We start from the raw sequence: 2,847 nt of genomic DNA, 5'->3' as shown, positions 1-2,847 counted from the left end.
TTTTGAGTAGACGCACGGAGGCCCGTTACGTATTTGTAACGGGCCTCGAGTGTTATGGGGAGCCTGGCGGTGACCTACTTTCGCGAGCGGAAGCTCACTATCATTGGCGCGTTGCTGTTTCACGGTCCTGTTCGGGAAGGGAAGGGGTGGGTCCAGCAGGCTATTGCCGCCAAGCGTAACTTGTCTGTTTGACGAGGTATTCGTCAAACGCAAAAGGGAAGAAGGTGTTGTGATTGTTTAGGAGTTGCGTGTTGATTCAAGGTTATAGGATCAAGCCGCACGGGCAATTAGTATCGGTTAGCTTAACGCATTACTGCGCTTCCACACCCGACCTATCAACGTCGTGGTCTTCGACGACCCTTAAGGGGGCTCTAGGCCCCGGGAAATCTTATCTTGAGGCGAGTTTCCCGCTTAGATGCTTTCAGCGGTTATCTCTTCCATTCATAGCTACCCGGCGATACGACTGGCGTCATAACCGGTACACCAGAGGAATGTCCACTCCGGTCCTCTCGTACTAGGAGCAGGCCCTCTCAAATTTCCAGCGCCCACGGCAGATAGGGACCAAACTGTCTCACGACGTTTTAAACCCAGCTCACGTACCTCTTTAAATGGCGAACAGCCATACCCTTGGGACCGGCTTCAGCCCCAGGATGAGATGAGCCGACATCGAGGTGCCAAACACCGCCGTCGATATGAACTCTTGGGCGGTATCAGCCTGTTATCCCCAGAGTACCTTTTATCCGTTGAGCGATGGCCCTTCCATACAGAACCACCGGATCACTATGACCTGCTTTCGCACCTGCTCGACTTGTGGGTCTCGCAGTCAAGCACGCTTTTGCCATTGCACTTTATGGGCGATGTCCGACCGCCCTAAGCGTACCTTCGTACTCCTCCGTTACCTTTTGGGAGGAGACCGCCCCAGTCAAACTGCCTACCATGCACGGTCCCCGGTCAGGATTCACTGACCAAGGTTAGAACCTCAAACAAATCAGGGTGGTATTTCAAGGTTGACTCCACCGAAACTAGCGTCCCGGTTTCACAGTCTCCCACCTATCCTACACAAACCGGTTCAAAGTCCAATGCAAAGCTGCAGTAAAGGTTCATGGGGTCTTTCCGTCTTGCCGCGGGGAGATTGCATCTTCACAAACATTTCAACTTCGCTGAGTCTCAGGAGGAGACAGTGTGGCCATCGTTACGCCATTCGTGCAGGTCGGAACTTACCCGACAAGGAATTTCGCTACCTTAGGACCGTTATAGTTACGGCCGCCGTTTACTGGGACTTCGATCAAGAGCTTGCACCCCATCACTTAATCTTCCAGCACCGGGCAGGCGTCACACCCTATACGTCCACTTTCGTGTTTGCAGAGTGCTGTGTTTTTATTAAACAGTCGCAGCCACCATTTCACTGCAACCCCATCGGCCTTCGAGCGCGAGGCTCTACAACCTACCGGGGCACACCTTCTCCCGAAGTTACGGTGTCAATTTGCCGAGTTCCTTCTCCTGAGTTCTCTCAAGCGCCTTAGAATTTTCATCCTGCCCACCTGTGTCGGTTTGCGGTACGGTCGAATCTAGACTGAAGCTTAGTGGCTTTTCCTGGAAGCATGGTATCAATCACTTCAGCACCGTAGTGCCTCGTCATCACGCCTCAGCTAAGCCCCCCGGATTTGCCTAAGGGGCACGCCTACACGCTTAAACCGGGACATCCAACACCCGGCTGACCTAACCTTCTCCGTCCCCACATCGCATCTAGAATCGGTACAGGAATATTGACCTGTTTCCCATCGACTACGCATTTCTGCCTCGCCTTAGGGGCCGACTCACCCTACGCCGATGAACGTTGCGTAGGAAACCTTGGGCTTTCGGCGAGGGAGCTTTTCACTCCCTTTATCGCTACTCATGTCAGCATTCGCACTTCTGATATCTCCAGCATCCTTTACAAGACACCTTCACAGACCTACAGAACGCTCCCCTACCATATCCTTACGGATATCCGCAGCTTCGGTGCACAGTTTGAGCCCCGTTACATCTTCCGCGCAGGACGACTCGACTAGTGAGCTATTACGCTTTCTTTAAAGGGTGGCTGCTTCTAAGCCAACCTCCTAGCTGTCTATGCCTTCCCACCTCGTTTCCCACTTAACTGTGTCTTGGGGACCTTAGCTGGCGGTCTGGGTTGTTTCCCTCTTGACAATGGACGTTAGCACCCACTGTCTGTCTGCCTTACTCGCACTTGACGGTATTCAGAGTTTGCCATGGTTTGGTAAGTCGCGATGACCCCCTAGCCATAACAGTGCTTTACCCCCGTCAGTGATATAAGACGCACTACCTAAATAGTTTTCGGGGAGAACCAGCTATTTCCGGATTTGTTTAGCCTTTCACCCCTATCCACAGCTCATCCCCTAATTTTTCAACATTAGTGGGTTCGGACCTCCAGTACCTGTTACGGCACCTTCATCCTGGCCATGGATAGATCATCCGGTTTCGGGTCTACGCCATGCTACTAAACGCCCTTATCAGACTCGCTTTCGCTACGCCTCCCCTATTCGGTTAAGCTCGCAACATAACGTAAGTCGCTGACCCATTATACAAAAGGTACGCAGTCACCCCACAAGGAGGCTCCCACTGTTTGTATGCATGCGGTTTCAGGTTCTATTTCACTCCCCTCCCGGGGTTCTTTTCGCCTTTCCCTCACGGTACTGGTTCACTATCGGTCGATCACGAGTATTTAGCCTTGGAGGATGGTCCCCCCATGTTCAGACAAGGTTTCACGTGCCCCGCCCTACTTTTCGCTAACTTAGTACCACAGCGATGTTTTCGCATACGGGGCTATCACCCACTACGGCCGGACTT

At 52.6% G+C, this 2,847-nt stretch carries 2 rRNA genes (1 of these 2 running past the window's edge); both read right to left on the bottom strand.

Features of this window, described 5'->3' with window-relative positions:
- Positions 1-61: 61 nt before the first annotated feature.
- A 5S ribosomal RNA gene (gene rrf, locus L0962_RS18120) occupies positions 62-174 on the bottom strand.
- A gap of 92 nt (positions 175-266) precedes the next feature.
- Positions 267-2,847, bottom strand: a 23S ribosomal RNA gene (locus L0962_RS18115) (it continues 300 nt past the right edge of the window).

Origin of the sequence: Azonexus sp. R2A61, from assembly GCF_021401135.1 — a bacterium.
Taxonomy (GTDB): domain Bacteria; phylum Pseudomonadota; class Gammaproteobacteria; order Burkholderiales; family Rhodocyclaceae; genus Azonexus.
Note: the sequence above shows the minus strand (reverse complement) of the source record. Positions and strands in the feature narration are given on the sequence as shown.